This window comes from Pelagibius sp. (assembly GCF_028289705.1).
Taxonomy (GTDB): domain Bacteria; phylum Pseudomonadota; class Alphaproteobacteria; order Kiloniellales; family Kiloniellaceae; genus Pelagibius.
Map to the genome: position 1 here is coordinate 30,732 of NZ_JANQOI010000181.1, position 24,693 is coordinate 55,424.

Below are 24,693 nucleotides of genomic sequence, written 5' to 3' on the forward strand. Positions count from 1 at the left end.
GCGGCGCTTTTGTTGACGCCCCCGGAAAACAGCCGAAAACCGTGCTCTGCGGGCGTTTCAGCCGAAAACAGGCGAGCCAGCGCAATGTTTGCAGTGATCAAGACCGGCGGCAAGCAGTACAAAGTCGCCAAGGACGACGTGATCGTCGTCGAGAAACTGAAGGGCCAGGCCGGCGAGGTCGTGGCCTTCGAGTCGGTGCTTATGGTCGGCGAGGGCGCCGAGACCAAGGCCGGCGCGCCCTTCGTCGAAGGGGCCAGCGTCGCCGCCGAGGTCGTCGAGCAGACCCGTGGCGATAAGGTGCTGATTTTCAAGAAAAAGCGGCGTAAGAACCACCGCCGGACCAACGGCCACCGTCAGGACCTGACTGTGGTGCGGATCACCGATATCCTGACCGACGGCAAGAAGCCCAAGGCCAAGGCCAAGAAGGCGGAGCCGAAGACCGAGGCACCTGTCGAGGAAGCCCCTGCGGAAGAGGCCAAGCAGGACGACGCCGAGGCCAAAGCTCCCGCCAAGAAGACCGCCGCCAAGAAGCCGGCGGCCAAGAAGACGGCCGCGAAGAAGGCGCCGGCCGCCAAGAAGGCTCCGGCGGCCAAGGCCAAGAAGGCACCGGCCAAGAAGGCCGCTTCTGAGAAGAAGGACGACTAAGCCATGGCACACAAAAAAGCTGGCGGCAGTTCCCGCAACGGCCGCGACTCAGCCGGCCGCCGCCTCGGCGTGAAGAAGTTCGGCGGTGAGATCGTTCTCGCCGGCAACATCCTGGTGCGCCAGCGCGGCACCAAGTTCCATCCCGGCCGCAACGTCGGCATCGGCAAGGACCACACGCTCTTCGCCAAGGTGGCGGGCGCCGTCTCCTTCCAGACAAAGTCCGGCGGCCGGACCTATGTCTCCGTCGACGCGGCCGAGCAGCCGTCGCCGGGCGCAGCCGAATAACGACCGGTGGGCGGCCACCGGGCGCCCATCTGAGACGATCGTTTGACGAAGAGGGAGATGGGCCGCCATCTCCCTTTTTTCATGGCCCCTTTCCCTCTCGGGGGCCGAGGATCGGGACCTGGGACCCATGACCTGGTGCATTGAACGCAGAGAGATCGAGACCGAGCGGCTGCGGCTGCGGCCCTTCACGGCGGCGGACGCCCCGGCGATCCAGGCCTACGTTTCCGATTGGGACATCGCGCGCATGACCACGCGCATTCCCCACCCCTATCCCGAGGGCGCGGCGGCGGACTGGATCGCCAGCCACGCCACCAGCGAGACCAAGGCCGGCGAGACGATCTTCTGCATTGCCCGCGACGGCCAGCCCATCGGCGCCACCAGCCTGCGCCGCCGTCTGCCGCCGGCGGAGGAAAGCGATGTCCTGGAGGTCGGATACTGGTTGGCGCGGCCCCACTGGGGCCAGGGGCTGGCGACGGAATCGACCCGCGCGCTCTTGGCCTATGCCTTCACCGAGCCCAGGGTCAGCGCCGTGACCTCGGGCCATTTCGCCGACAATCCCGCCTCCGGCCGGGTGCTTGCGAAATGCGGCTTCCGGCCGACGGCCAATGACGAGGAATGGAGCGAGGCGCGGCAAGGCCTTGTCGGCTGCCGCCGCTTCATCCTGGAGAGGGCGGCCTGGCAGGCGGCCCTGGATCTGGCGTCATGAAGTTCCTCGACGAAGCCAAGGTCTTCCTGAAGAGCGGCGACGGTGGCAACGGCTGCGTCTCCTTCCGGCGCGAGAAGTACGTCGAATTCGGCGGGCCCGACGGCGGCGACGGCGGGCGCGGCGGCGACGTGGTCTTCGAGGCCGTGGGCAGCCTCAACACCTTGATCGACTTCCGCTACCGCCAGCATTTCAAGGCCAAGCGCGGCGAGGACGGCAAGGGCCGCAACATGACCGGCGCCGCCGGCAAGGCGCTGGTAGTGAAAGTGCCCGCCGGCACCCAGGTGCTGGACGAGGACAAGGAGACGGTGCTGGCCGACCTGACGGAGGAGGGCCAGCGCGCGGTGTTCCTCACCGGCGGCGACGGCGGCTTCGGCAACACCCGATACAAGTCCTCCACCAACCGGGCGCCGCGCCGCGCCGACCCCGGTTGGCCGGGGGAGGAGCGCTGGGTCTGGCTGCGCCTGAAGCTCATCGCCGACGCCGGGCTGGTGGGCCTGCCCAACGCCGGCAAGTCCACCTTCCTCTCCGTGGTCTCGCGCGCCAAGCCGAAGATCGCCGACTATCCCTTTACCACCCTCCATCCCAACCTCGGGGTGGTGCGCCTCGGCGAGGCGGACTTCGTCATCGCCGACATTCCCGGGCTCATCGAGGGTGCGCATGAAGGCTCCGGCCTCGGCGACCGCTTCCTCGGCCATATCGAACGCTGCGGCGTGCTGCTGCACCTGATCGATGGCACCCAGGAGGACGTGGTGGAGGCCTACCGCACCGTGCGCCAGGAACTGACCGCCTACGGCGCTGGCCTCGCCGACAAGGTCGAGGTGGTCGGCCTCAACAAGACCGATGCCATCGATCCGGAGGAGCTGACGGCGAAGCGGGCGGCGCTGGAGGCCGCCTCCAGCGCGCCGGTACTCTGCCTCTCCGGCGTCAGCCGGGAGGGCGTCGATCAGGTCCTCGGCCAACTGCTGCAGCATATCGAAGCGGCCCGGGCCGCCCGCGCCGAGCAGCAGCCCGCCACCGCGGGCTATCAGCCATGAGCGCCGTGAAGCAGGGTTGTAGCGCCGCCAGCGGCCAGGACCTGCGCAGCGCCCGCCGTCTGGTGGTGAAGATCGGCTCGGCGCTGCTGGTCGACGAGGCCGCCGGGGCGATCCGCCGCGACTGGCTGGACGCGCTGACGGACGACGTCGCCGCCCTGATGGCGGCGGGCATGGAGGTGCTGCTGGTCTCCTCCGGGGCCATTGCCGTCGGCCGCCGTCACTTGGGGCTGAACCACGCCGCCCTGCGCCTGGAGGAAAAACAGGCGGCGGCGGCCACCGGCCAGATCCGCCTCGCCCATGCCTATCAGGAATCCCTGGCCCGCCACGACATCACCGTGGCGCAGATCCTGCTGACCCTGGACGACACCGAGGAGCGGCGGCGCCACCTCAACGCCCGCTCCACCCTCAACACGCTTTTGAAGATGCGCACCCTGCCGGTGATCAACGAGAACGACACCGTGGCCACCACCGAAATCCGGGTCGGCGACAACGACCGCCTGGCTGCGCGGGTGGCCGCCATGCTGGGCGCCGACACCCTGGTGCTGCTGTCGGACATCGACGGCCTCTACGAGGCCGACCCGCGGGTCGACCCGGCGGCAGCCTTCGTGCCGGAGGTGGCGGAGGTCACCCCAGCCATCGAGGCCATGGCCGGGGTCGCCCCCAGCCACTACTCCCACGGCGGCATGGTGACCAAGCTGACCGCCGCCAAGGTCGCCACCGGGGCCGGCTGCCGCATGGTGATCGCCGACGGGCGGCGCCTGCACCCCCTGGCTGCCGTCATGGAGGGCGCGCGCTGCACCTGGTTCCTGGCCTCGGTGGAGCCGCGCACCGCCCGCAAGCGCTGGATCGCGGGCAGCCTGAAGCCCAGCGGCAGGCTGGTCCTGGACGAGGGCGCCCAACGGGCCCTGCGCAGCGGCAAGTCCCTGCTGCCCGCCGGCGTGACTGCCGTCGAGGGAAACTTTCAGCGCGGCGACGCGGTCCTGGTCTGCGATGCCGCCGGGCATGAGGTGGCCCGCGGCCTGGTGGCCTATTCCGCCGCCGATGCCCGCCGCATCATCGGCCACAAGAGCCGTGAAATCGAAGCCATTCTCGGCTACCGTGGCCGCGAAGAGCTGATCCACCGTGACGACCTGGTGGTATCGTAAAGGCCTGAGATCTAGGGAGATTAGGACGATGTCAGCGGAAGTGGCCGCGACGGCCGGGGCGGTACCCGGCCAGGACCTGCAAGCCACCATGACGGCCCTTGGCCGCGCCGCGCGTGACGCCGCGGCTAATCTGGCGCTGGCCGACCCAGAGACCAAGAACCGCGCGCTTCAGGCCGCCGCACAGGCGATCCGTGAGCGGGCCGGGGCCATTCAGGAGGCCAACGCACTGGACATGGCGGGCGGCCGCGACAAGGGCCTGACCGCGGCGCTGCTGGACCGCCTGGAGCTGACGCCGGATCGCATCGAGGCCATGGCCAAGGGGATCGAGGACATCGCCACCTTCCCCGACCCGGTGGGCCGCACCCTGGCGGAGTGGGACCGCCCCAACGGCCTGAAGATCGCCCGGGTCTCTGTCCCCCTGGGGGTCATCGGCATCATCTACGAGAGCCGGCCCAACGTCACCGCCGATGCCGGCGCGCTCTGCCTCAAGTCGGGCAATGCCGCCATCCTGCGCGGCGGCTCCGAGAGCTTTCATTCCTCCGGCGCCATCCTCGACTGCCTGCAGGCCGGGCTGAGGGCGGCTGGGCTGCCCGAGGCGGCGATCCAGCGCATTCCCACCACCGACCGCGCCGCCGTCGGCATGCTGCTGACCATGAGCGACACGGTGGACGTGATCGTTCCCCGGGGCGGGCGCGGCCTCATCGAGCGGGTGCAGCGGGAAAGCCGGGTGCCGGTCTTCTCCCACCTCGACGGCATGGTGCACAGCTACGTCCACGCCGCCGCCGATCCGGCCATGGCCCGCGACCTGGTGGTCAACGCCAAGATGCGCCGGGTGGGCATCTGCGGTGCGACCGAAACCCTGCTGGTGGACCGCGGCTTCGGCGAGGCGGGGCTGGCGGACCTCCTGGCGGCGCTGCAGCAGGCGGGCTGTGCCGTGCGCGGCGACGAAGCCGTGCAGGCGGCAGGCTCTGACATCGTCCCCGCCACCGCCGAGGACTGGGACACCGAGTACCTGGCGCCGGTCATCGCGGTGAAGGTGGTGGAGGGACTCGACGAGGCCATCGGCCACATCAACACCCACGGCTCCCACCACACAGAGGCCATCATCACCGAGGATGCGGGCGCCGCGCAGCGCTTCATGACCGAAGTGGACGCCGGCATCGTCATGCACAACACCTCGACCCAGTTCGCCGACGGTGGGGAGTTCGGCATGGGCGCCGAGATCGGCATCTCCACCGGCAAGATGCACGCCCGCGGCCCGGTCGGCGCCGAACAGCTCACCAGCTACAAGTACCAGGTGCGCGGCAGCGGCCAGACCCGGCCCTGATGGGTCGCTGTTTGAGTGAGTCCTATGCCCCTCAGGGTTGCAGGATGCTCAAGGGCCGACCCTGCCGGGTTGTTCGTTGACATACAATCTGCGGGCTCTGTAGCTTGCACAATCAGCGGGAGCGGGATATAGCCGCTCCCAGTCGCATCACAGTGCGAAGGCATAAGCCGAAAAGGCAGCCGAGACGAGAACAGGGACCATGGCAGCAGGGAACAGCGGGGCTGATCTGAGCTAGGGGAAATCGACCGAAGATGGGACAGGGCCGCGCTTTGCGCGGACCGGCCGGGAAATCCTCCGGGAAACTTGGTTAAGACCGCCGGGTTCTCCCAGACGTTTCCCGCGCCCTCCGTCTCCTGGCGACGCGACCCCGCGGCACCGGGACCGGCCCTTTCAAGGCCGGGACGGCCGGGCCCGCGGTCTCCCCGCCTCGATCACATCGCTTCCGAATAATCAAACTGCTCTGGACCTTACGTCCGGTTGCTGACAGCATGACGTCAAATAGAGGTTGTAGTAACAGGGAGACAAAGAATGAAATCCAAAACAGCTTTGTTGGCCGCGGTCTTACTGGCCGGGACCAGCAGCTTTGCCACCGCGGAAACCCTGCGCTGGGCGCGGGCCGGCGACAGCCTGACCCTCGATCCCCATGCGCAGAACGAGGGACCCACCTCGGCGCTGGCGCACCAGATCATGGAGCCGCTGGTCATGCGCGACATGACCGGCCAGATCGTGCCGGCCCTGGCCACCGAGTGGGCGCCCAGTGAGGAGGATCAGAACGTCTGGTTCTTCAAGCTGCGCGAGGGCGTCACCTTCCACGACGGTGCGGCCTTCGACAGCGAGGACGTGGTCTTCTCCTTCAACCGCGCCATGAGCCCGGACAGCGACTACAAGGAACTGCTGGCTTCGGTGAAAGAGGTCCGCGCCAAGGGCAAGTACGGCTTTGAGATCGTCACCAACGGTCCCAACCCGATCATGCCGTCCAACCTCACCAACCTCTTCGTGATCGACAAGGACTGGGCCGAGGCGAACAACGCCGTGAAGGTGCAGGACTTCGAGGGCGGCGAGGACACCTACGCCGCGCGCAACGCCAACGGCACCGGCCCCTACAAGCTGGTCAGCCGCGAGCCCGATGCGAAGACCGTTCTCACCATCAACGAGAACTACTGGGGCAAGGACGAGTTCCCGATGGAGGTGACGGACATCATCTACACCCCCATCCAGAACGCCGCGACCCGGGTTGCCGCGCTGCTGTCGGGTGAGGTCGATTTCATCCAGGACGTGCCGGTGCAGGACCTGCAGCGCGTCGCCAGCACCGACGGCCTGAAGGTCATCACCGCACCGCAGAACCGGGTCATCTTCTTCGGCATGAACCAGGGCGATGCGGACCTGACGAAGGACAATGTCGAGGGCAAGAACCCCTTCGCCGACAAGCGGGTGCGCCAGGCCATGAACATGGCCATCAACCGCGACGCCATCAAGCAGGTGGTGATGCGCGGCCAGTCGATCCCGGCGGGTGTGGCCATGCCGCCCTTCGTCAACGGCTGGACCGAGACCCTCGACAAGGTGCCGGCCAACGACATCGCCAAGGCCAAGGCCATGATGGCCGAGGCGGGTTATGCCGACGGCTTCTCCATCCAGCTCGACTGTCCCAACGACCGCTACATCAACGATGAAGCGATCTGCCAGGCGGCGGTCGGCATGCTGGCCCAGATCGGCATCGACGTGCGGCTCGACGCCAAGCCGAAGGCGCAGCACTTCCCGCTGATCAACAATCTGGAAACCGACTTCTACATGCTCGGCTGGGGCGTTCCGACCTATGACTCCGAGTACATCTTCAACTTCCTGGCCCACACCAAGGGCGAGAAGTACGGTTCCTGGAACGGCACGCGCTATTCCAACCCGGACCTGGACTCCCAGATCGTGCGCCTGGCCTCCGAGACCAACCTGGAAGAGCGCAACCTGATGATCGCCAACATCTGGTCGACCGTGCAGGACGACGTGCTCTACCTGCCGATCCACCACCAGGTGCTGAATTGGGGTATGGCGAACAAGGTCGAGACCATCGTCGCACCGGACGATGCGGCCAAGTTCAAGTACTTCACGCTGAACTAGCGCTTGGGAGCGGGCGGGGAGCCTTCGGGCTTCCCGCCTGCCGCCCCGCCGGGTGAGTCTTTTGCCGCATTGGCCCCTGACGCAGTGAGCCGGTAGTCCGCCGCCATGCTCGCCTTTACCATTCGCCGCTTCTTCCAGGCCTTCGTCGTGCTGCTCGTCGTGGGTCTGGTGGCCTTCTCCATGTTCCGCTTCGTCGGCGATCCGGTCGAGAACATGCTGGGCCAGGAGCGCACCGATGCCGACATCGAACGCCTGCGCAGCCAGCTCGGTCTCGATCAGCCCTTTCCCGTGCAGTACTTCCGCTTCCTGGAGGGCGCCGTGCAGGGCGAGTTCGGCGTCAGTTATCGCCAGGGCCGCCCGGTCGCCGAGATCATTTCCCAACGCCTGCCGGCAACTCTGGAACTGGCCGCCGTCTCGGCCTTCATGGCCATTTTCTTCGGCCTGGTTCTGGGCGTTTTCACCGCGATACGAAGGGACGGTTGGGCCGCGCATTCCATCATGACCCTCTCGCTGATCGGGGTGTCGCTGCCGACATTCCTGATTGGCATCCTCTTGATCTACGTCTTCGCGGTGGAGCTGAACGTGCTGCCCAGCTTCGGGCGCGGCGATGTGGTGGAGCTCGGCTGGTGGCGCACCGGCTTCCTGACCGAATCCGGCCTCAAGGCTCTGATCCTGCCGTCCATCACCCTGGGCCTCTACCAGATGACCCTGATCATGCGCCTCGTCCGCTCCGAGATGCTGGAGGTGCTGCGCCAGGACTACATCCGTTTCGCCCGCGCCCGCGGCCTGAAAGAAAAATCCGTCCTCTTCCGCCACGCGCTGAAGAACACCCTGGTGCCGGTGATCACCGTGACCGGCCTGCAGCTCGGCTCCATCATCGCCTTTGCCATCATCACCGAGACGGTCTTCCAGTGGCCGGGCGTCGGCCTGCTGTTCATCAACGCCATCCAGTTCGTCGACATCCCGGTGATGGCGGCCTACCTGATGCTGATCTCGGTGATGTTCGTCGGCATCAACCTGATCGTCGACATGCTCTACTTCGTGATCGATCCGCGGCTGCGCGGCGACCGCGCCAAGGCGGAGGGCTGAACCGTGACCGCGATCGCCCAGGCCTGGCAGTCCGACTTCATGTGGTCTTTCCGCCGCTCTCCGGTGGCGGTGGTCTCGTTCATCGTTGTGATGATCCTGGTCTTCGGGGCGGTCTTCGCGCCGCTCATCGCGCCCTACAATCCCTTCGATCCTGCCACACTCAATCTCATGAACGGCTTTTCCAAGCCGATGCAGCCCAACGCCTTCACCGGCGAGACCTTCTGGCTGGGGACCGACGATCAGGGGCGCGACGTCTTCTCCACCATCCTCTACGGCATGCGCATCTCGCTGTTCGTCGGCTTCTGCGCCGTGCTCTTCGCCATGGTGCTGGGGGTGACCCTGGGGCTGATCGCCGGCTACTCCGGCGGGCTGGTGGGCACCATCATCATGCGCGTCGCCGACGTGCAGCTCACCTTCCCGGCGATCCTGGTGGCCATGCTGATCTTCGGCATCGCCAAGGGCTTCACGCCGGTCCATCTGCGCGACCAGATGGCGGTCTGGGTGCTGATCCTGGCCATCGGGCTGTCGGACTGGGTGCAGTTCGCCCGCGTCGTGCGCGGCGCGACGCTGGTGGAGAAGAAGAAGGAGTACGTACAGGCCGCCCACCTCAACGGGCGCAAGGCCGCCGGCATCATGCTGCGCCACATCCTGCCCAACGTGGTGGGCCCGGTCCTGGTGATCGCCACCATCAGCCTGGCGCTGGCCATCATCGCCGAGGCCACGCTCTCCTTTCTCGGCGTCGGCGCGCCGCCGACCCAACCCTCCCTGGGCACGCTGATCCGCATCGGCCAGGGCTTCCTCTTCTCCGGAGAGTGGTGGATCCTGTTCTTCCCGGCGGTCACGCTGCTGGCGCTGGCGCTCTCGGTCAATCTCCTCGGCGACTGGCTGCGCGACGTCTTGAACCCGAGGCTGCGCTGATGGCCCAGGCCCTGTCGAACCGCGAGGTCGTCCTCAGCGTGCGCGATCTCGTGGTGGAGATTCCGACGCGCCGCGCTCTGCTCCGCCCCGTCGATCAGGTGAGCTTCGACATCGGCGCGGGGGAGATCCTCGGCGTGGTGGGGGAGAGCGGGGCCGGCAAGTCGATGACCGGCAATGCCGTGATCGGCCTGCTGGACCGTCCCGCCCATATCGCCAGCGGCGAGATCTGGCTGAACGGCCAGCGCATCGACCACCTACGCCGGGAACAGATCCGCAAGATTCGCGGCAAGGAAATCGGCATGGTCTTTCAGGACCCGCTGACCTCCCTCAATCCGCTGCTGCCCATCGGCGAGCAGCTCCGCGAGACCATCCTCGAGCATCTCGCCGTGCCGCAGCGCGAGGCGGAAGCCCGCGCCGTCGCCGCGCTGGAGGAGGTCGGCATTCCCGCCGCCGCGGAACGGATCAACAGCTATCCCCACGAGTTCTCCGGCGGCATGCGCCAGCGCGTCGTGATCGCGTTGGCGCTCTGCGCCGAACCCTCCCTGGTGATCGCCGACGAGCCGACCACGGCGCTGGACGTCTCGGTGCAGGCGCAGATCATCTCGCTGTTGAAGCAGCTCTGTCACGAGCGGGGCACGGCGGTCATGCTGGTCACCCACGACATGGGGGTGATCGCCGAGGCGGCGGACCGGGTCGCGGTGATGTATGCCGGACGATTGGCCGAACTGGGTCCGGTGCGCGAGGTTCTGACCCGCCCGGCCCATCCCTATACCACCGGCCTTATGGCCTCCACGCCGCTGGCCTCCAAGGGGCGCAAGCGCCTCAACCAGATCCCCGGTGCCATGCCGCCGCTGGCCAGACTGCCGGAGGGCTGTGCCTTTCATCCGCGCTGTCCGCGCGCCGAAGACAAGTGCCTGCAGGACCCCGGCCCCAGCCTTGCCGGCTGCGGGGGACGGGCCGCCTGCTGGTTCGCGACGGAGGCCGTGGCATGAGCGCCCTCGTTTCGGTCAAGAACCTCACCCGCACCTTCGATGTCTCCCGGCCCTGGCTCAACCGTCTGCTCGAAGGGCGGCCGAAGGCCTTTCTCCATGCGGTCTCCGACGTCAGTTTCGAGATCGAGGAGCAGAGCGTCTACGCCTTGGTCGGGGAGAGCGGCTCGGGCAAGTCGACCATCGGCAAGATGGTCGTGCGGCTGCTGGCGCCGTCGGAGGGAGTGATCGAGATCGAAGGGACTGATCTCTTCCGCGAGCCGGACCAGGAGCGGGTCGAAAAAATCCGCACCGACATCCAGATGGTTTTCCAGGACCCCTATGCCAGCCTCAATCCGCGCTGGCGGGTGCGCGACATCATCAACGAACCGGTGACCGCCCGTGGCGGCGACGGGACCGGCCTGGCCGAAAGACTGCTGGAGCAGGTCGGCCTCTCGGCCGGCGATGCCAGCAAATATCCCCACGAGTTTTCCGGCGGCCAGCGCCAGCGCATCTGCGTCGCCCGGGCGCTGGCTTCCGAGCCCAAGCTCATCGTCTGCGACGAGCCGACCTCAGCCCTCGACGTCTCGGTGCAGGCCCAGGTGCTGAACCTGATGAGCGACCTCAAGGAGGAGTTCGGCCTGACCTACCTCTTTATCAGCCACGACCTCACCGTTGTCGAGCACATGGCCGACCGCATCGGCGTGCTCTACCTCGGCCGGCTGGTGGAGGAGGCACCGCGGGACTCCATCTTCAACGACCCGAAGCATCCCTACACCCAGATGCTCTTCGCCGCGGCCCCGAAGCTCGACGCCTTCGGCCGCGAGGTGGAGCCGCCCAAGGGCGAGATCCCCGATCCCATCAATCCGCCCTCGGGCTGCGCCTACCATCCGCGCTGTCCCTTCGCCATCGCCCGCTGCACCCTGGAGCGCCCGGAGATGCGGCAGGTCGGCGGCAGCCGGGTCGCCTGCCACGTGGCGAAATGAGGCGGGACCGGCAAGGTCTTGCAGCGGCCGGCCCGCTGGTCTCTCATTCGGGGATGAACCCGGTCACAGCATGAGCCCGCGTCTTGCGCCCGCGCGCCTGGCACCCGTGACGCCGGCCGCTCTGGGGACGGCGCTTGGCGGCCAGGTGCCGCCGGCCGGCGCGCGGATCGGCCTGCTCGGCGGCTCTTTCAACCCGGCCCATGACGGCCACCTGGAGATCAGCCAGGAGGCGTTGCGGCGCCTCGGCCTGGACCGGGTCTGGTGGCTGGTCTCGCCCCAGAACCCCCTCAAGTCCCGCGACGGCATGGCGCCGATGGCCGAGCGGCTGGCCGCGGCGCGGCGCGTTGCGGCGGACCGCCGCATCGTTGTGACCGGCCTGGAAGCGGTCCTCGGAACGGCCTACACGGCCGACACGCTGCAGGCTCTGGCGCGCCTTCTTCCGCGCGTCCGCTTCGTCTGGCTCATGGGCGCAGATAACTTGATTCAAGTTCATCATTGGCAGGACTGGCAGCAAATCTTTAACACGGTAGCCGTTGCGGTTTTTGACCGCCCCTCCTATGCTTTCAAGGCGTTGTCTGGAAGAGCAGCGCTTTCCTTTGCCCGGTACCGTCTCGATGAAGGTTCGGCGAGGCGCTTGGCGGAGGAGCGGGCGCCGGCTTGGGTCTTCATGCGTTGCCGTTTGAATCCCCAATCCGCGACCGATATCCGGGCAGCGTCGGACCGCCGGTCCCTTGGTGGTGAGCAGGATGCTGCCGCGACGGGATCTGCGGGGCGTGCCAACAGGAAGGAGACCTAAGGTCATACTGCAAGAGACCGGGGCCATCACGGCCGACAAGCAGGATGCCCTCGCCCAGAGCCGGCATCTGCTTAACTTGGTTCAGTTGTCCCTCGAGGACGACAAGGCTGACGACATCGTCGTCATCGAACTCGCCGACAAATCCAGCATCGCAGACTTCATGGTCATCGCCAGCGGCCGCTCCCAGCGGCAGGTGGGCGCGATGGCCGAGCATCTGCGCGAGAAGCTGAAGGCTGCCGGCCTGCACGGGGTTGCCGCCGAAGGGATGGAGCGCTGTGACTGGGTGCTGATCGATAGCGGCGATGTGATCGTCCATCTCTTCCGGCCGGAAGTCAGGACGTTCTACAATCTGGAGAAGATGTGGGGCGTCGATCTGGTGCCGGCGGAGGGGGACGCGGGGAAGACGGCCAGCTCCGCCTGACCGGCCTGCTCCCCAAAGGCTAGCCGGCCCGCAAGGAAGATCCGACCCGCGCACTCCGTTGTCAGGGAAGGGGCGGAGCGGCCGGGTGAATGTGGATGCGGACATGCGCATAACGCTGGCGGCCGTCGGCAAAGCCAAGGACGGCGTGACCAAGGATCTCTACGACCATTACTCGGCGCGGCTGCGCTGGCGCATCACCTTGAAGGAGGTGGAGGAGCGCCGGCCCCTGAAGCCGGATCAATTGAAGGACCATGAAGGGGAACTGCTGCTGGCCGCCCTGCCGCGCGACGCCAAGGTGATCGCCCTCGACGAGCGCGGCAAGGACCTGGACAGCCGCTCCTTCGCCCAGTTGCTGGGGCGCTGGCAGGACGAGGGGGTGCGCGATCTGGCCTTCATCATCGGCGGCGCCGAGGGCCTGTCGAAGGCCGCGCGCCAGGCCGCCGACGTGCTTCTCTGCTTGGGCCGCATGACCTGGCCGCATATGCTGGTGCGCGGCATGCTGGCCGAGCAGTTGTTCCGTGCCGAAAGCATCCTCGCCGGCCACCCCTACCACCGGGACTAGAGGGTGATGTTCCTGAACCGACCGCCCACGGTGCCTGGGCGAAATCTGACGAGCAAGGCTACAGACCATGACCGATAAGGCCGTTCCCCGCCCCGTCGTGCTGTGCATTCTGGACGGCTGGGGACATCGCGAAGACTGCGAGGACAACGCCGTCTGCCAGGGCCGGACGCCACACCTGGACCAGCTCTTCAAGAACGCCCCCAATGCCTTGATCGATGCCTCCGAGGGTGAGGTCGGCCTGCCCGAAGGGCAGATGGGCAACTCCGAGGTCGGCCACATGAACCTGGGCGCTGGCCGGGTTGTCCTGCAGGACCTGCCGCGCATCGACGAGGCGGTGGCCGAGGGTTCCTTTGCGCGCAATCCGGTGCTCCAGGGCGCCGTCGGCACCCTGCGTGCCTCCGGTGGGACCGCCCATATCATGGGGCTGATGTCGCCGGGTGGCGTGCACTCCCATCAGGATCATATCGCGGCCCTGGCCAACACCTTGGCCGACGAGGGGATTCCCGTGGCCGTCCATGCTTTCCTCGACGGCCGCGACACGCCGCCACGCTCGGCCCTGGATTTCCTGGCCGACTTCCAGGCCAAGGCGCCGCGCGCCGCCATCGCCACCGTCAGCGGCCGCTACTACGCCATGGACCGCGACAAACGCTGGGAACGGGTGGAAAAGGCCCACAAGGCCCTGACCCAGGGGGACGGCGAGACCGCCGAGAGTGCAGCGGCGGCGGTCGAGCAGAGCTATGCCCGGGACGCCAACGACGAGTTCGTCCTGCCCACGGTGGTCGGCGGCTACGGCGGCATGGCCGATGGCGACGGCCTCTTCATGGCCAACTTCCGCGCCGACCGCGCCCGGGAAATCCTCCAGGCCCTGCTGGACCCGGCTTTCGACGGCTTCGACAGCGGCGCGCCCGCGGCCTTTGCGACCGCCATCGGCATGGTCGAATACTCGACCGCGCTCAATCCCTTCCTGGCGACCCTCTTTCCACCGCAGGATCTCAGCGAAACCCTGGGCGAAATCGTCGCCGGGAGCGGCCGGCGCCAACTGCGCATTGCCGAGACCGAGAAGTACGCCCATGTGACCTTCTTCTTCAACGGCGGCCGCGAAGACGTCTTCGAGGGCGAGGAACGCATCCTCGTCCCCTCGCCGAAGGTCGCCACCTACGACCTGCAGCCGGAGATGTCGGCGCCGGAGGTGACCGACAAGCTGGTCGCGGCGATCGACTCCGGGGGCTTCGATCTGATCGTTTGCAACTACGCCAACGGCGACATGGTCGGCCATACCGGCAATCTCGGGGCTGCCATCAAGGCCGTGGAGACCGTCGACTGGGCCGTCGGGCGCCTCAGCGAGGCGGTGGAGAAGGCCGGCGGCTGCATCATCCTCACCGCCGACCACGGCAATGCCGAGCTGATGCTCGACAAAAAGACCGGCCAGGCCCACACCGCCCACACCATGAACAAGGTGCCCGTCCTGCTGATCAATCCGCCGGACCGGGTGACCGGCCTCAGCGACGGCCGCCTAGCGGACATCGCCCCCACGGTGCTGGATCTGATGGCTCTGCCGCGCCCGGTGGCCATGACCGGGAGCAGCCTGCTGAAGTCCAAGTCCTCGCTGGGCGAGGCGGCCGCGGAGTAGCCTTGCCTCTCTTTCCATCGCTGGCCGTTCGCGGCCGCCGCCGGCTGCCGGGCGCCGCGCTTGCCGCTGTCCTGCTGCTGGCTGCGGCTGCCGCGTGTCCCGCCCAGGCCCAGGATCAAGAGAGAGAAGAGGACCTGCAGGCGCTGGAGCGCGCCCTGGAGGCGGATCAGGCCAAGGCCGAGGCGCTGAAAAGCGCCGCTGCCGCTCTGGCGGGGGAGATCGCGGCGCTGCGCGAGACCTCCATCGCCGCGGCGGCGCGGGCCCAGGACCTGGAAGACGAGATCCTTGAAACCGAGCGCGATCTGGCCGCGCTGAACCGGCAGGAAGCCGAGAAGACGGCCCGCCTGAGCGAGCGGCGTGACCAGCTTGCCCGCACCCTGGGGGCGCTGCAGCGCCTCGCCCTGCAGCCGCCGGAGGCGGCGCTGGCGCGCAGTGGGCAGCCCATCGACAGCGCCCGTGCGGCCATGGTCCTGCGGGTCGCGGTCCCGGCACTGGAAAGCCAGGCGGAGACCCTGCGCGGGGAACTGGGCGATCTGGCCCTGCTGCGCGCCCGCAGCGCCCTCAGGCGCGATGACCTGGCCGCCGTGCAGGCGGCCTTGGCGGGCGAGCGCGACCGCCTCACCGACCTCCTGGCGCGCAAGGCGGCGCTGCAGCAGAGCACCGAGAGCGAGCGCCAGGCGACACAAGAGCGCATCGAACGCCTGGCCGGGGAGGCGAAGGATCTGCGCGAGCTGATGGAGCGGCTCGAGGCCGAGGCCGCCGAGGAACGGCGCCGCGCCGAGGAGAAACGCCTGGCCCAAGAAAAGCGCCGCGCCGAAGAGAAGCGCTTGGCCGAGGAGCGCCAGGCCCAGCAGCGGCGCGAGGCAGAGGCCCAGGCAGCGGCAGAGCGGCAGCGCCTGGCGGAAGCCGCCGAACAGGCGGCCGAGGCGGCCCGCGCTGCCGAGGAGGCCCGGCAGGTGGCGCGCCTGGCACCGCCCGAGGGCCTGCGGCCCTTCCCCGAATCCGGGGCCAATCTCAACATGCCGATGCGCGGCGAAGTTGTGCGGCTCTACGGCCAGGAGGGCTCAGCGCCGGGGGAAACCGCCAAGGGAATCACCATCCGGGGGCGTCCCGGCGCCCAGATTGTCGCCCCATTCGATGGCAGAATCGCCTATGCCGGGCAATTTCGCAGTTATGGGCAAATCTTGATCATCGACCATGGCGGGCGATATCATACGATACTTGCCGGTCTCGATCGGATCGATGCCGTGGTCGGACAATGGGTTCTGGCAGGCGAGCCGGTCGCGCGGATGAGCGACCTGGCGGGCCGCAATCCGGAGCTTTACTTGGAACTTCGCCGCACAGGACAGGCCATCAACCCCCTGCCGTGGCTGGCGACCAACGAGGACAAGGTGCGAGGTTAATGCGCAAACTCCAGATTCTGGCCGTCGTGGCCGCCCTTATTGTTGTCCTTCCGCAGGTGTCTGGCGCCCAGGAAGACCGCTCCGAAACCTATCGCCAGCTCAAGCTGTTCAGCGATGTCTTCGAACGGGTGCGGGCCGACTATGTGGAGGAGGTCACCGACGAGCAGCTCATCGAGTTTGCCATTCAGGGCATGCTGTCGACCCTCGATCCTCATTCCAGCTTCCTGAACGCGGATTCCTTCAGCGACATGCGCGTGCAGACGAAGGGTGAGTTCGGCGGCCTGGGCATCGAGGTCACTATGGAAAACGGCTTCGTCAAGGTGGTCTCGCCCATCGACGACACCCCGGCCCATCGCGCCGGCGTGAAGCCCGGCGACTTCATCACCCATCTGGACGGCGAACCGATCCTCGGCCTTACCCTGAACGAAGCCGTCGACAAGATGCGAGGGCCGGTCAACACCGACCTGAAGCTGACCATCCGCCGCGAGGGCTCGGAGCCCTTCGACCTGACCATCACCCGCGACATCATCAAGATCCGCTCGGTGCGCAACCGCATCGAGGACAATGTCGGCTACATCCGCATCACCACCTTCAACCAGCAGACCACGCCCGGCCTGAAGAAGGCCGTTGAGGACATCAAGGCGGAGCTCGGCAGCGATCTGAAGGGCTTCGTGATCGATCTGCGCAACAATCCCGGCGGCTTGCTCGACCAGGCCATCGACGTCTCCGACGCCTTCATCAACCAGGGTGAAATCGTCTCCACCCGCGGCCGTCTGCTGGACGATTCCCAGCGCTTCAACGCCAAGGACGGCGACATGGCCGATGGGTTGCCCCTCGTGGTGCTGATCAACGGCGGCTCCGCCTCTGCTTCGGAAATCGTCGCCGGCGCGCTGCAGGACCACCGCCGCGCCATCATCATGGGCACCCGCTCCTTCGGAAAGGGCTCGGTCCAGACCATCATCCCGCTCGGCGTCAACGGGGCCATGCGGCTCACCACGGCGCGCTACTTCACCCCCTCGGGCCGCTCCATCCAGGCCCTGGGGATCGAGCCCGACATCGTCGTCGAGGCGGCCACCATCGAGACCCAGGAGGCCACGGGCCCGCGCCGCCGGGAGGCCGACCTGCGCGGCGCGCTGGGGAACCCCAACGAGGCCAACGGCATCGAAGGGGAGGCCCCGGTCGAGGGCGAGGCGGAAAGCCACGCTCTCTCCGAAGCCGCTGAGCAGGACTATCAGCTCGCCCGCGCCATCGATCTGCTGCGCGGTCTGGCCCTCTACAACCAGCGTGTCGTAAATTAAGCGACAGGAAATGAACGCTGAACCGGCGCCGGGGGGCGCCGGAAAGCGGGCCGCCACTGGAGCCCGGTATCGGAACATGACGGTTCGTCTCTGGACCGCCCGCTGGCCTAGAGCGGATCATGTTTAGACGGAAACACCTACGTGTTTGCGTCTAAACATGTGAATCCGCTCTACACTCGAGAACTAGAGCAGATTCACCAGGCTCGATGGATCGCTCCCGCGATTCCATCGAACCAGGATCTGCTCTAGGCGCCGTGCGTGCCCTTGGTACGCGCGGGCCGTGTCGTAGGGGGACCTTTGCGAAAGCTCTTGTCTGCGCCGATCCTGCTGCTTGCGGCCTGGCTGATCGTTCTGACCGCGGTGGCGATGCTCGTCGCCTATGGCCTGACACTGCCGCCGCCGAGCGCTGAGCCCGCCAACGTCGTGGTCTCCCTGCCCCAGCCTCTGCAGGCGGTGGCGCGCCAGGAACCGGCGAAGGCCGCGGAACCCGCCGACGGTGCGGCAGAGGCAGAGGCTGAGGCAGAGGCTGAGGCAGAGGCGGGGGCCGAGCAGACCGACCCGGCGGCGGCGCCCTCTGCGACCACTGAGGAGCCGGCGGAAGGGGCGGACACTGCGGAGGCAGCCGCGGACCCAGCGCCCTCAGCCGGAGCGGAAGAGGCGCAGGTGGCCGGCGGCGAGGGCGAGACCATTCCCTTGCCCAGGCCGAAACCGAGACCGAACCCGGCAGACAGCGCAGCGGCGGAGGCGCCGCCGGAGGAGAAGCCGGAAACAGCCCCAGAATCACCCCCGGAAACATCCACGGAAGCGCCGCCAGAAACGCCGCCGGACCCGCAACCGGACCCGGCAGAACAACAGCAGGCCGAAGCGCCCCCCGCAGCACCGGAAAGCGCACCGGAGAGCGTGCCGGAGGCCACCGCGGTGGATGAACAGGTGGTCAGCCTTCCGGTCATCCCGCCGGCCCCCGACCAACTGCCCTATTGGGAACGGTTCCGCCAACCCTTCAACGATGCCGACAGCCGGCCGCGGATTGCCGTGGTGCTGAGCGGCCTTGGCCTCTCGGACTCCGCCACACAGGCCGCGATCGACAGCCTGCCGGCAGCCATCACGCTTTCCTTCAGCCCCTACGCACGGGATCTGGAACGCTGGATCGCCCTGGCCCGCGCCCGCGGCCACGAGGTGATGCTGGACCTGCCCATGGAGCCGGCCAGCTTCCCCAACGACGATCCCGGGCCCCAGGGCCTGCTCACCAGCCTCAGCGAGGAGGAGAACCTGGACCGCCTCGACTGGGTGCTCAGCCGCGGCAGCGCCTATGTCGGGGTGGCCGGCAGCATGGGATCGCGCTTCACCGCGGAGCGCCGGCACATGGCGGTCGTGCTGAGGGAGCTGAAGGCCCGCGGCCTGATTTTCCTCGACAACCGCACCACCGAGAAGTCGGTGGCGCCGGCCCTGGCCTCAGAGCTCGACCTGCCGAGTGCCATCAACAACCGCTCCATCGACGAACGTCAGGCGAGCCGGATCGCCATCGATGCGCGCCTCGCCCAGATCGAGCGCATCGCCCTGACCGAGGGCTTTGCGGTGGCCATGGGCCAGCCCTATCCGGTGACCCTGGAGCGCCTGGCCGAGTGGTCGACCGAACTCGCCGCCAGGGGCTTCGTCATCGCCCCGATCACCGCCCTGGTCAACACCCAGACGCCGCGCTGATGCTGACCCCCGAGGAGATCGCCAAGCTGCCCTACCGGCCCTGCGTCGGCATTGTCCTTCTGAACGCCGACAAGCGCGTCTTCGTGGCGCGGCGGATCGATGCCCAAAAGGACAACCCGCATGCCTGGCAGATGCCGCAGGGCGGAATCGACAAGGGTGAGAAGCCGAAGGCGGCCGCCCTGCGCGAACTGCAGGAGGAGATCGGCACCGACAAGGTGGAGGTGATCGCCAAGAGCCGCGACTGGCTGCGCTACGATTTTCCGCCGGAACTGGTCGAGAAGGTCCGCGGCGGGCGCTACCGCGGCCAGGAGCAGCGGTGGTTCGCCATGCGCTTTCTGGGGTGCGACCAGGACATCGACCTGGAGACCGACCATCCCGAGTTCAGCGCGTGGCGCTGGGAGCGGCTGGAACGCCTTCCGGCGCTCACCATTCCCTTCAAGCGCGACATCTATGCCGCCCTGGTGCGGGAGTTCCGCCACCTTGTCGACTGAACGGGGAGAGAATCAGGCCGCGGCCATCCGCCGGCTGCGCCAGCGCAGAAAGTTGAAGTAGAACTGCGAGACCAGCGCGGCCAGGCGGCTCTGCGGGTTCAGTCCGGCGGCCTTGAAGATCATGGCGACCGCGCGCCGGACGTGCTCAAGCCGGTAGCAGGCATAGGCCCGCTTCAGGTAGCCGTGGCCGTGCAGTTTGCGGCTGTAGGGCCGGCGGCGTTCGTTGGCCGCATAGAAAGCATAGGCGAGCTCGTCGTCCTCGGTCTCGCCGATGCGCCCCAGGGCGACGGCGATGCGGCGCCAGCGGCCGATCCCCTCGCGCTCCAGGTAGCGCTTCAGATAGCCGTAGAAGAGCTTGTAGTGGCGCAGCTCGTCGGCGGCGATGCGCTGACAGATCGCCTTCAGGACCGGCTCTTCCGTGATCGTTGCCATGGAGGCGTAGTGGGAGGAGGTGCCGACTTCGACGATGCAGCGGGCGACCAGCTCGCCGGAACGCGATCCCCTGACCGACTGTGCCGCCTCGACGGGGATCTGGTATCCGTCGCGGAAGCGCTTGAAGCTGGCCTCGAAGTCGAAGCTCGGGTCCGCCAGTTCGGCCCAGCGGCCCAGCGCCTCACCATGCTGCACTTCTTCCAGGGCCCAGGCCTTGGCCGCCGTCTGAAAGGTCTCGTCGTCCGGAAAGACGTTGCAGAGGTAGTCCGCGTAGTCGCGGCCGTTGTACTCCACCAGGCTGGCCGCCTTGATGATCTTGAGCAGCTCGGGGTCCACCTTCGAGGGATCGAAGGCCTGCCAGGGAATATCGTCGAGAGTCCAATGACCGTTCGCCATCGAGAGCGTCTAATCCCCAGAAACCTTTGCAAATCGACTCTGTGACAGATTGGTTAACGTGACAGAGTTGTCGCAGACTATCATAAGGTTGCAGACAATCAATGGGCTCTATCGCGGCGAAGTGACGCTCGCCCGTAAGGTAAAAAACTCAACTATGTCAGGGTATTAGCTGGCCGCTTTCAGCATGGCCTCGGCGACGGCGATGTGCCGTTCGGCCTGCGCCTTTTCCGAATCCGTCTTCGCGTCCAGGAGGTCGTCCTGGGCGTTGCTGAGGCGCTGTTCGGTGGCCGCGCGGTCGATCTCCGCCACCGCGACGGCCTCCTCGGCCAGCACCGTGCAGCGCGCCGGGGTCACCTCGGCGAAGCCGCCGGCCACGAAGATCGACTCGGTGACCGCGCCGCCGTCGTGGACCTGGATGACGCCCGGCCGAAGGGTGGAGATCATCGGCGCGTGGCGGACGAGGACACCGAAGTCGCCCTCGTCGCCCGGCACCACCACCATCTCGACCTCCTCGGAGAGCAGCAGCCGCTCCGGAGAGACCAGTTCGAATGCGACCTTGCCTTCGGCCATGCGTTTGTCGTCCGTTCCTGGTTCGCCTTAGGCGGCTTCCGCCGCCAGCTTGCGCGCCTTCTCCACGGCCTGCTCGATGGCGCCCACCATGTAGAACGCGGCCTCCGGCAGGTGGTCGTAGTCGCCGTCGCAGATGCCCTTGAAGCCGCGCACCGTATCCTCGATGGAAACCTGCACGCCGGGGCTGCCGGTGAAGACCTCGGCCACGTCGAAGGGCTGCGACATGAAGCGCTGGATCTTGCGTGCCCGGGCCACGGTCAGCTTGTCGTCTTCGGAGAGCTCGTCCATGCCCAGGATGGCGATGATGTCCTGCAGGGCCTTGTAGCTCTGCAGGATGCGCTGCACCTCGCGGGCCACATTGTAGTGCTCTTCGCCCACCACCTGCGGATCGAGGATCCGGCTGGTGGAGTCCAGCGGGTCGACGGCGGGATAGATGCCGAGCTCGGCGATCTGGCGCGACAGCACGGTGGTCGCATCCAAGTGCGAGAAGGAGGTGGCCGGCGCCGGGTCGGTCAGGTCGTCGGCGGGCACGTAGATGGCCTGCACCGAGGTGATCGAGCCCTTCTTGGTGGTGGTAATGCGCTCCTGCAGGGTGCCCATGTCGGTGGCCAGGGTCGGCTGGTAGCCCACCGCCGAGGGGATACGGCCGAGCAGGGCCGAAACCTCGGAGCCCGCCTGGGTGAAGCGGAAGATGTTGTCCACGAAGAACAGCACGTCCTGGCCTTCCTCGTCGCGGAAGTACTCCGCCTGGGACAGGCCGGTCAGGGCGACGCGGGCGCGCGCGCCCGGCGGCTCGTTCATCTGGCCGAAGACCAGGGCCACCTTGGAATCGCCCTCCAGGTCGATGACCTTGGACTCGATCATCTCGTGATAGAGGTCGTTGCCCTCGCGGGTCCGCTCGCCGACGCCGGCGAAGACCGAATAGCCGCCGTGGGTCTTGGCGACGTTGTTGATCAGTTCCTGGATCAGCACCGTCTTGCCGACCCCGGCGCCGCCGAAGAGGCCGATCTTGCCGCCCCTGGCATAGGGGGCCAGCAGGTCGACGACCTTGATGCCGGTGACCAGCATCTCGGCTTCGGTGGACTGCTCGGCGAACTCCGGCGCCTCGCGGTGGATCGGCGCGCTGCGGGCCGCGTTGACCGGGCCGCGCTCGTCGATGGGCTCGCCCACCACATTGATGATGCGGCCCAGCATCTCCGGGCCCACCGGCACCGAAATCGGCCCGCCGGTATCCTTGACCTCCTGGCCGCGCACCAGGCCTTCGGAAGCGTCCATGGCGATAGAGCGCACCATGTTCTCACCCAGGTGCTGCGCCACTTCGAGCACCAGGCGCTTGCCGTCGTTGGTGGTTTCCAGCGCGTTGAGGATCGGCGGCAGGTCGCCGGTGAACTGCACGTCCACCACAGGCCCCATCACCTGGGTCACTTTGCCAACGATGTTGTCTGCCATGCTTCTTGCTCCTTGGTGCCCGCCGCGCCCTGCCGGAGGCGGCCTGCGCTCCGCCGCTACATCGCTTCCTTGGCGGAGATGATTTCGATCAGTTCACCGGTAATGGCCGCCTGGCGCGTGCGGTTGTAGATCAGCGTCAGGTTATTGATCATGTCGCCGGCGTTGCGCGTCGCGTTGTCCATGGCGGTCATCCGCGCGCCGTGCTCGCTGGCCGCGTTCTCCAGCAATGCCTTGAAGATCTGGACCGAGAGGTTGGTCGGCAGCAGTGCCGTCAGGATCTCTTCCTCGCCCGGCTCGTATTCATAGACCGCCCCGTTCAGGGCCTCGGGCTCCTCCTCGCCGTTCTCGCTCTCCGGCGGCGCGAAGGGGATCAACTGCTGCGGGGTGACGATCTGCGAAATGGCCGAGCGGAACTCGGCATAGAACATGGTGCAGACGTCGAACTCGCCGGCTTCGAACATCGCCACCACGCGGGTGCCGATGTCGGCGGCCTTGTCGAAGGACAGGCTCGGCCGCGCGATATCCTCGATGGTGTCGATGATCCGCTCGCCGAACTCGCGGCGCAACTGGTCGCGGCCCTTGCGCCCGATGCAGAAGAACTTGACCGTCTTGCCCTGTTCCAGCAGTTCGCGGGCCAGGTTTCGCGCCTCGCGCACGATGGAGGAGTTGAAGCCGCCGCAGAGCCCGCGGTCGGCGGTGGCCACGAGAATCAGATGGGTCTGGTCGCTGCCGGACCCGGCCAGCAGCTTCGGCGCCCCGGCCTGTCCGGCCGCCGCGGCGGCCAGCGATCCCAGCATGCGGTCCATGCGCTGAGCATAGGGGCGCGAGGCCTCAGCCTGTTCCTGGGCACGGCGCAGCTTGGCCGCCGCCACCATCTTCATGGCAGAGGTGATCTTGCGCGTCGATTTGACGCTGTCGATCCGCACCTTGAGGTCTTTGAGATTCGGCATAAGCCGTTCTCCGCTCCGCCTTGTCTAGTGGATCAGGACCGTCCGCGATCAGGCCGCAAAGGACTTCGAGAAGGAGTCGAGGAAGCCCTTCAGCTTCTCTTCCGTCGCGTCCGAGATCACCTGTTCGCTGCGGATGGCACCCAGAATGTCGCCGCCTTCGGCCCGCAGCTTGGCGAGAAGCTGGGCCTCGAAAGCGGTGACCTGGTTGACCGGCACGCCGTCCACATAGCCGCGCACCCCGGCGAAGATCACCGCGACCTGCTCCTCCATGGCCAGCGGCGAATACTGCGGCTGCTTCAGCAGTTCGGTCAGGCGCGAACCGCGGGCCAGCAGGCGCTGGGTCGCGGCATCGAGGTCGGAGGCGAACTGGGAGAAGGCCTCCATCTCGCGGAACTGAGCAAGCTCCAGCTTGATGGTGCCGGCGACCTGTTTCATCGCCTTCACCTGGGCGGCCGAGCCGACACGGCTGACCGAGAGGCCGACGTTCAGGGCCGGGCGGATGCCCTTATAGAAGAGGCCGGTTTCCAGGAAGATCTGGCCGTCGGTGATGGAGATCACGTTGGTCGGAATGTAGGCCGAGACGTCGCCGGCCTGGGTCTCGATGACCGGCAGGGCCGTCAGGCTGCCCTTGCCGGCGTCGTCGCCCATCTTGGCGGCGCGCTCCAGCAGGCGGGAGTGCAGGTAGAAGACGTCGCCGGGATAGGCTTCGCGGCCCGGCGGGCGGCGCAGCAGCAGCGACATCTGCCGATAGGCGACCGCCTGCTTGGACAGATCGTCATAGATGATCACGGCGTGGGCACCGTTGTCGCGGAAGAACTCGCCCATCGTGCAGCCGGTGTAGGGCGCCAGGAACTGCAGCGGCGCCGGCTCGGAAGCGGTGGCGGAGACGACGATGGAGTATTCCAGCGCGCCGTGATCCTCCAGCGTCTTCACGAACTTGGCGACCGAGGAGCGCTTCTGCCCGACGGCGACGTAGATGCAGTAGAGCTTCTTGGACTCGTCGTCGCCTTGGTTGATCGGCTTCTGATTGATGATGGTATCCAGCGCGATGGCGGTCTTGCCGGTCTGCCGGTCGCCGATGATCAGCTCCCGCTGGCCGCGGCCGACAGGGATCAGCGCGTCAATGGCCTTGAGGCCGGTCTGCATGGGCTCGTGCACCGACTTGCGCGGGATGATGCCCGGCGCCTTCACGTCGACGCGGCGGCGCTCGCCGCCTTCGATGGGGCCCTTGCCGTCGATCGGATTGCCCAGGGCGTCAACCACACGGCCCAGCAGGCCGCGGCCCACCGGCACGTCGACGATCTCGCCGGTCCGCTTGACGGTGTCGCCTTTCTTAATGCCGCGGTCCTCGCCGAAGATCACGACGCCGACGTTGTCGACTT

General features: G+C 67.3%; 23 protein-coding genes and 1 pseudogene. 19 read left to right on the forward strand and 5 right to left on the reverse strand.

The window, feature by feature from the left end; genetic code table 11:
- Positions 1-84: 84 nt before the first annotated feature.
- The 19 genes and pseudogenes from rplU to Q0996_RS23125 all read left to right on the forward strand — a co-directional run.
- A pseudogene (gene rplU / locus Q0996_RS25505) lies at positions 85-387 on the forward strand (50S ribosomal protein L21); the annotation flags it as partial.
- A 261-nt stretch (positions 388-648) separates the two neighbouring features.
- Positions 649-930: a 50S ribosomal protein L27 gene (rpmA, locus tag Q0996_RS23040; RefSeq protein ID WP_299625666.1), complete on the forward strand. Its 282-nt coding sequence runs from the start codon at positions 649-651 to the stop codon at positions 928-930.
- A 127-nt stretch (positions 931-1,057) separates the two neighbouring features.
- Positions 1,058-1,636, forward strand: a complete 579-nt coding sequence (locus Q0996_RS23045; protein WP_299625669.1) for a GNAT family N-acetyltransferase — start codon at positions 1,058-1,060, stop codon at positions 1,634-1,636.
- The gene (gene obgE / locus Q0996_RS23050) at positions 1,633-2,670 is read left to right on the forward strand and encodes a GTPase ObgE (RefSeq protein ID WP_299625672.1); all 1,038 of its coding nucleotides are present in this window, start codon (positions 1,633-1,635) and stop codon (positions 2,668-2,670) included. The genes Q0996_RS23045 and obgE overlap by 4 nt, the downstream gene beginning before the upstream one ends.
- Entirely contained in the window at positions 2,667-3,815 is a 1,149-nt protein-coding gene (gene proB / locus Q0996_RS23055; protein ID WP_299625675.1) for a glutamate 5-kinase, read from the forward strand. Before obgE ends, proB begins: the two co-directional genes overlap by 4 nt.
- An 88-nt stretch (positions 3,816-3,903) precedes the next feature.
- Positions 3,904-5,142 (forward strand): glutamate-5-semialdehyde dehydrogenase, encoded by a 1,239-nt coding sequence (locus tag Q0996_RS23060; protein WP_322096787.1) that lies wholly within the window; start codon positions 3,904-3,906, stop codon positions 5,140-5,142.
- A gap of 528 nt (positions 5,143-5,670) precedes the next feature.
- Positions 5,671-7,251, forward strand: coding sequence for an ABC transporter substrate-binding protein (locus Q0996_RS23065; protein WP_299625680.1), 1,581 nt, complete (start codon positions 5,671-5,673; stop codon positions 7,249-7,251).
- Positions 7,252-7,356: 105 nt separating this feature from the next.
- Positions 7,357-8,340, forward strand: coding sequence for an ABC transporter permease (locus Q0996_RS23070; protein ID WP_299625681.1), 984 nt, complete (start codon positions 7,357-7,359; stop codon positions 8,338-8,340).
- 3 nt (positions 8,341-8,343) lie between these two features.
- A complete protein-coding gene (locus Q0996_RS23075) occupies positions 8,344-9,258 on the forward strand; it encodes an ABC transporter permease (RefSeq protein ID WP_299625683.1) in 915 nt (304 codons plus the stop codon).
- Entirely contained in the window at positions 9,258-10,250 is a 993-nt protein-coding gene (locus Q0996_RS23080; RefSeq protein ID WP_299625685.1) for an ABC transporter ATP-binding protein, read from the forward strand. Before Q0996_RS23075 ends, Q0996_RS23080 begins: the two co-directional genes overlap by 1 nt.
- Positions 10,247-11,212, forward strand: a complete 966-nt coding sequence (locus tag Q0996_RS23085) for an ABC transporter ATP-binding protein (RefSeq protein ID WP_299625687.1) — start codon at positions 10,247-10,249, stop codon at positions 11,210-11,212. The genes Q0996_RS23080 and Q0996_RS23085 overlap by 4 nt, the downstream gene beginning before the upstream one ends.
- Positions 11,213-11,282: 70 nt before the next feature.
- On the forward strand, positions 11,283-12,008 hold the full coding sequence (locus tag Q0996_RS23090) for a nicotinate-nucleotide adenylyltransferase (protein WP_299625689.1): 726 nt from the start codon (positions 11,283-11,285) through the stop codon (positions 12,006-12,008).
- A gap of 67 nt (positions 12,009-12,075) precedes the next feature.
- On the forward strand, positions 12,076-12,429 hold the full coding sequence (rsfS, locus tag Q0996_RS23095) for a ribosome silencing factor (RefSeq protein ID WP_299625721.1): 354 nt from the start codon (positions 12,076-12,078) through the stop codon (positions 12,427-12,429).
- A gap of 103 nt (positions 12,430-12,532) precedes the next feature.
- Entirely contained in the window at positions 12,533-12,991 is a 459-nt protein-coding gene (gene rlmH, locus Q0996_RS23100) for a 23S rRNA (pseudouridine(1915)-N(3))-methyltransferase RlmH (RefSeq protein ID WP_299625690.1), read from the forward strand.
- 67 nt (positions 12,992-13,058) lie between these two features.
- A complete protein-coding gene (gene gpmI / locus Q0996_RS23105) occupies positions 13,059-14,621 on the forward strand; it encodes a 2,3-bisphosphoglycerate-independent phosphoglycerate mutase (protein WP_299625692.1) in 1,563 nt (520 codons plus the stop codon).
- Between the two features lie 2 nt (positions 14,622-14,623).
- Complete coding sequence (locus tag Q0996_RS23110) at positions 14,624-16,024, forward strand: murein hydrolase activator EnvC (protein ID WP_299625694.1); 1,401 nt, start codon at positions 14,624-14,626, stop codon at positions 16,022-16,024.
- Positions 16,024-17,322, forward strand: a complete 1,299-nt coding sequence (locus Q0996_RS23115) for a S41 family peptidase (protein ID WP_299625696.1) — start codon at positions 16,024-16,026, stop codon at positions 17,320-17,322. The genes Q0996_RS23110 and Q0996_RS23115 overlap by 1 nt, the downstream gene beginning before the upstream one ends.
- Before the next feature lie 297 nt (positions 17,323-17,619).
- Positions 17,620-19,023: a divergent polysaccharide deacetylase family protein gene (locus tag Q0996_RS23120; protein WP_299625698.1), complete on the forward strand. Its 1,404-nt coding sequence runs from the start codon at positions 17,620-17,622 to the stop codon at positions 19,021-19,023.
- A complete protein-coding gene (locus Q0996_RS23125; protein ID WP_299625701.1) occupies positions 19,023-19,514 on the forward strand; it encodes an RNA pyrophosphohydrolase in 492 nt (163 codons plus the stop codon). Before Q0996_RS23120 ends, Q0996_RS23125 begins: the two co-directional genes overlap by 1 nt.
- 12 nt (positions 19,515-19,526) lie before the next feature.
- Here Q0996_RS23125 and Q0996_RS23130 read toward each other — a convergent pair whose 3' ends face one another.
- The 5 genes from Q0996_RS23130 to atpA all read right to left on the reverse strand — a co-directional run.
- Entirely contained in the window at positions 19,527-20,342 is an 816-nt protein-coding gene (locus Q0996_RS23130) for a ferritin-like domain-containing protein (RefSeq protein ID WP_299625704.1), read from the reverse strand.
- Between the two features lie 165 nt (positions 20,343-20,507).
- Positions 20,508-20,912 (reverse strand): F0F1 ATP synthase subunit epsilon, encoded by a 405-nt coding sequence (locus tag Q0996_RS23135; protein WP_299625707.1) that lies wholly within the window; start codon positions 20,910-20,912, stop codon positions 20,508-20,510.
- 27 nt (positions 20,913-20,939) lie between these two features.
- Positions 20,940-22,361: a F0F1 ATP synthase subunit beta gene (gene atpD / locus Q0996_RS23140; protein WP_299625712.1), complete on the reverse strand. Its 1,422-nt coding sequence runs from the start codon at positions 22,359-22,361 to the stop codon at positions 20,940-20,942.
- Between the two features lie 56 nt (positions 22,362-22,417).
- Positions 22,418-23,311 (reverse strand): F0F1 ATP synthase subunit gamma, encoded by an 894-nt coding sequence (locus Q0996_RS23145; RefSeq protein ID WP_299625715.1) that lies wholly within the window; start codon positions 23,309-23,311, stop codon positions 22,418-22,420.
- Between the two features lie 48 nt (positions 23,312-23,359).
- A partial coding sequence (gene atpA / locus Q0996_RS23150) for a F0F1 ATP synthase subunit alpha (RefSeq protein ID WP_299625718.1) occupies positions 23,360-24,693 on the reverse strand: 1,334 nt, incomplete at its 5' end.

Coding starts and splice junctions, on each gene's coding strand:
- rpmA (WP_299625666.1), top strand. CDS start 649: ATGGCACACAAAAAAGCTGGCGGCAGTTCCCGCAACGGCCGCGACTCA.
- Q0996_RS23045 (WP_299625669.1), top strand. CDS start 1,058: ATGACCTGGTGCATTGAACGCAGAGAGATCGAGACCGAGCGGCTGCGG.
- obgE (WP_299625672.1), top strand. CDS start 1,633: ATGAAGTTCCTCGACGAAGCCAAGGTCTTCCTGAAGAGCGGCGACGGT.
- proB (WP_299625675.1), top strand. CDS start 2,667: ATGAGCGCCGTGAAGCAGGGTTGTAGCGCCGCCAGCGGCCAGGACCTG.
- Q0996_RS23060 (WP_322096787.1), top strand. CDS start 3,904: ATGACGGCCCTTGGCCGCGCCGCGCGTGACGCCGCGGCTAATCTGGCG.
- Q0996_RS23065 (WP_299625680.1), top strand. CDS start 5,671: ATGAAATCCAAAACAGCTTTGTTGGCCGCGGTCTTACTGGCCGGGACC.
- Q0996_RS23070 (WP_299625681.1), top strand. CDS start 7,357: ATGCTCGCCTTTACCATTCGCCGCTTCTTCCAGGCCTTCGTCGTGCTG.
- Q0996_RS23080 (WP_299625685.1), top strand. CDS start 9,258: ATGGCCCAGGCCCTGTCGAACCGCGAGGTCGTCCTCAGCGTGCGCGAT.
- Q0996_RS23085 (WP_299625687.1), top strand. CDS start 10,247: ATGAGCGCCCTCGTTTCGGTCAAGAACCTCACCCGCACCTTCGATGTC.
- Q0996_RS23090 (WP_299625689.1), top strand. CDS start 11,283: ATGAGCCCGCGTCTTGCGCCCGCGCGCCTGGCACCCGTGACGCCGGCC.
- rlmH (WP_299625690.1), top strand. CDS start 12,533: ATGCGCATAACGCTGGCGGCCGTCGGCAAAGCCAAGGACGGCGTGACC.
- gpmI (WP_299625692.1), top strand. CDS start 13,059: ATGACCGATAAGGCCGTTCCCCGCCCCGTCGTGCTGTGCATTCTGGAC.
- Q0996_RS23115 (WP_299625696.1), top strand. CDS start 16,024: ATGCGCAAACTCCAGATTCTGGCCGTCGTGGCCGCCCTTATTGTTGTC.
- Q0996_RS23125 (WP_299625701.1), top strand. CDS start 19,023: ATGCTGACCCCCGAGGAGATCGCCAAGCTGCCCTACCGGCCCTGCGTC.
- Q0996_RS23130 (WP_299625704.1), bottom strand. CDS start 20,342: ATGGCGAACGGTCATTGGACTCTCGACGATATTCCCTGGCAGGCCTTC.
- Q0996_RS23135 (WP_299625707.1), bottom strand. CDS start 20,912: ATGGCCGAAGGCAAGGTCGCATTCGAACTGGTCTCTCCGGAGCGGCTG.
- atpD (WP_299625712.1), bottom strand. CDS start 22,361: ATGGCAGACAACATCGTTGGCAAAGTGACCCAGGTGATGGGGCCTGTG.
- Q0996_RS23145 (WP_299625715.1), bottom strand. CDS start 23,311: ATGCCGAATCTCAAAGACCTCAAGGTGCGGATCGACAGCGTCAAATCG.